Source organism: Neisseria sp. HMSC03D10 (assembly GCF_001807625.1).
In the GTDB taxonomy this organism is placed as follows: Bacteria; Pseudomonadota; Gammaproteobacteria; order Burkholderiales; family Neisseriaceae; genus Neisseria; species Neisseria mucosa.
The window spans coordinates 3,973-7,381 of the sequence record NZ_KV789500.1 but is presented as its reverse complement, the minus strand read 5'-3'; the positions used below and the strand labels follow the sequence as shown (position 1 = coordinate 7,381).

The following is a 3,409-nucleotide window of genomic DNA, read 5'->3' as shown; positions in this document are numbered from 1 at the left end:
ACGCCGTACCGGTTTAAAGTTAATCCACTATACTCAAGCGCGCAGCGAGCTTGTCCTACAAACATGCTATATTGCCGTTTTTGCTTTTTCCGTTTTCAGACGACCTATGAATGTCCCGCTCCTCCTAACCGCCGCGCTTTCCTTTTTGTCCGGCGCGCTCATCACTTGGCTGCTCGCCCGCAACAGGGCGCAGACGCAGCAGTTTGCCCTGATGCAATCGCTTGCCGAGTGCCGCCAGCATCTTGAATTTGCCGAACAAAATCAGGCGCAAACCGCCGCCGAGCTTGCCGAGGCGCGCTATCATGTCCAAGATTTGCAAGGCGAGTTGCAGGAATTGGGCAACCGCTTCGCCGCCGCCGAACGCCAAATCGGCTATCTTCAAGAGCGAGAACAGGAAGCAGGTCGTCTGAAACAAGATTACGCCGAACTTCAGGAAAACGCGCACAACCTGCACGTCCGCAACGAACGCCTCCACATCCAACTCGAACAGGAACGCCTCGCCGCCGACGAAAAGCTCAAGCTCCTGGCCGAAGCCCGCCAAAGCTTGGGCGACCAGTTTCAAAACCTCGCCAACACCATTTTGGAAGAGAAAAGCCGCCGCTTCACCGAGCAAAACCGCGACCACCTCAGCCAACTGCTGACCCCGCTCAACGAACGCATCCACGGCTTCAGCGAGCTGGTTCAGCAAACCTACGAAAAAGAAGCGCGCGAACGGCTGACCCTCGAAAACGAACTCAAACGCCTGCAAACCCTCAACACCCAACTGCACAGCGACGCCAAAGCCCTCACCGACGCGCTCACCGGCACGCAAAACAAAACCCAAGGCAACTGGGGCGAGATGATTTTAGAAAGCGTTTTGGAACATTCCGGCCTGCAAAAAGGACGCGAATACACTGTCCAAGCCGCCGCCGTCCGCCAAGAAGAAGACGGCGCGCGCCGCCTCCAGCCCGACGTCCTCGTCAATCTGCCCGAAGGCAAACAAATCGTCATCGACTCCAAAGTCTCGCTGACCGCCTACGTCCGCTACACCCAAGCCGCCGACGCCGCAACCGCCGAACGCGAACTCGCCGCCCACGTCGCCAGCATCCGCGCCCACATCCGCAGCCTGTCGCAAAAAGACTATACCGACATCGAAGGCGTGCGCACGCTGGACTTCGTGTTTATGTTCATCCCCGTCGAACCCGCCTACCTGCTCGCCCTGCAACACGATGCCGCCCTGTTCCAAGAATGTTTCGACAAACGCATCATGCCGGTCGGCCCGAGTACGCTGCTCGCCACCCTGCGCACCGTTGCCCACATCTGGCGCAACGAACAGCAAAACCAAAACGCCCTCGCCATCGCGGCAGAAGGCGGCAGGCTTTACGACAAATTCACCGGCTTCGTCCAAACGCTCGAAAGCGTCGGCAAGAACATCGACCAAGCGCAAAGCCAGTTCCAACAAGCCTACAAACAGCTCTCGCAAGGACGCGGCAACCTCGTCAGCCGCGCCGAAAAACTGCGCGCGCTGGGCGTCAAAACCACCAAACGCCTGCAACGCGATTTGGTGGAAAACGCCCAAGAATCTGCTTTGCAGGATAAGGGTTTGCCGGAAGGGGAAGAAGATTGACGGTTTCTTCGTCGTCGGGTTTCAGACGACGGACCAAAGACAAAAAGGGCGCATGATGCGTCCTTTTTATTTTTAACTGATTCACTTTGCTTTTAAACGACACCGGCCCTCAACCGCCCCTCCCGCCCACGCCTGCGCGGGGCAGGAATAAGAGCCGATAAATAAGCGGTATCACTGTAAACAGGTTGGCGAAACGGAGAAAACAACGCTGCGGCAAACAGATCGTCTGAAAAAGGTTCGGACAAGCTCTGCTTTATTTATTTCAGCAAAACCGGCTTCTTTCAGTTTCAGACGACCTCAAAGGCGGCATACATCCGCCCGACTGCCACGAAGCCCGGACTGTGCGGTATAATCATGAACATTCTTATAGTGAAATTAATCAAAAACGGACACAAAGCATTTATCCCGCCCACTATCTGACCGTACATTCAAACAGGAATGACCCGCGCCGTCCTTCCCGCAAAAAGGAACGGCGGCAATTTGAATATCCTGTTTTCATGTGTCCGCCCTAATTTCAAACTCTACACAGGAAACCGCCATGTTAGTCTGCAACCCTTACGAAGTCGTGATTCACGGCACAACCAACAAAGGCAAGATTTTCCGTCCCAGCGACTGGGCAGAACGCCTGTGCGGCATATTGTCCTCATTCACCAAAGACAACCGGCTGTCCTACTCCAACTGGGTGCGCCCCATGCTGGTGGACAACGTCCGCTGCGTCGCCGTCGATAAGAAACTCGAAGAAGACAATCCGCAGATGTTCCGTTTCCTGATGGATTTTGCCGCCGACAACGACTTGCGCATCATCGACTGCAAAGAGCTTTTGAAAGAACAGGAGGCCAAAGCGCAAGGAGAACCTGCCGAACGCGTCCCGCTGGCGCAAGCCATCGAAGAAAAACACGCCGCCGAAAAAGCACCGGTCCAAGCCGCCGCTGCCGACTACGTTTTGCGCGAAATACCGCCCGAAGACACATCCGCCGCCTTCGCCGCCCTCAGCGTCCTGCGTTCTTCATTGACCGACATCAGCAAGTTCACCGAACAAATCAACACCGTCCAACGCCCCGCCGGCTACCGCCTCTTGGGTATTTTCGAAGAAGGCAAACACAACGCCGTCGCCGTCTGCGGCTTCCGCGAAGCCTGCAACCTCGCCAGCGGCCGCCATATCCACATCGACGACATCGTTACCCTGCCGCAAAGCCGCCGCAAGGGCTACGCTTCCCGCCTGCTGGAAGAAGTCCGCAAAATCGGCGCGGAAACGGGCGTGGCCAAAATCCACCTTAACGTCCACGTCAATCACGACCGAGCCGATGCGCACCGCCTGTATTTCAAAAACGGCTTCGAAATCTGCGCCTACCATTTCCGCTGCGATCCTAAATAACCCAAAAGGTCGTCTGAAACCAAATATGGTTTCAGACGACCTCTTTCCCTCCCGAGAAAGGAACCCCATGAAAACCGTCCTCAGCCTCACCGCCCTCTTCTTCCTTGCCGCCTGTACTGCTGCAACGGGAACAGGCGGCAACTCGCAAGTCTACGGCGAAATCAAAACCGGCATCGAAAGCAGCCGTACCCGATAACCCGCCATAACAGTGAACCCGCGATAACCCAAAAGTCGTCTGAAAACATCATTCGGATTTTCAGACGACCTTTGTTTCGGCAAAACCCAAATCAGATTGGCAAACCCGCTCTCGGCAAAACATCTGCCGAATTATCGTTCCCGCTTCTCCTTCGCGGTGTCTTCCCGCCGTTTTTTCCCGTAAAATAATGCCTTTAACTCCCGATATAGTGGATTAACAAAAATCAGGACAA

General features: G+C 55.4%; 3 protein-coding genes. All 3 read left to right on the top strand.

The genetic code is table 11. The features are described 5' to 3' along the window. Window positions 1-106: 106 nt before the first annotated feature. Window positions 107-1,606: a DNA recombination protein RmuC gene (locus HMPREF3066_RS02140; RefSeq protein ID WP_070440156.1), complete on the top strand. Its 1,500-nt coding sequence runs from the start codon at window positions 107-109 to the stop codon at window positions 1,604-1,606. Window positions 1,607-2,144: 538 nt separating this feature from the next. Beyond that, window positions 2,145-2,981 carry a GNAT family N-acetyltransferase gene (locus HMPREF3066_RS02135; protein ID WP_070440154.1) on the top strand — a complete coding sequence of 279 codons (837 nt, stop codon included), beginning with the start codon at window positions 2,145-2,147 and terminating at the stop codon, window positions 2,979-2,981. A gap of 67 nt (window positions 2,982-3,048) precedes the next feature. Next, entirely contained in the window at window positions 3,049-3,177 is a 129-nt protein-coding gene (locus tag HMPREF3066_RS13465; RefSeq protein WP_261729501.1) for a hypothetical protein, read from the top strand. Window positions 3,178-3,409 lie beyond the last annotated feature (232 nt).

Coding starts and splice junctions, on each gene's coding strand:
- HMPREF3066_RS02140 (WP_070440156.1), top strand. CDS start 107: ATGAATGTCCCGCTCCTCCTAACCGCCGCGCTTTCCTTTTTGTCCGGC.
- HMPREF3066_RS02135 (WP_070440154.1), top strand. CDS start 2,145: ATGTTAGTCTGCAACCCTTACGAAGTCGTGATTCACGGCACAACCAAC.
- HMPREF3066_RS13465 (WP_261729501.1), top strand. CDS start 3,049: ATGAAAACCGTCCTCAGCCTCACCGCCCTCTTCTTCCTTGCCGCCTGT.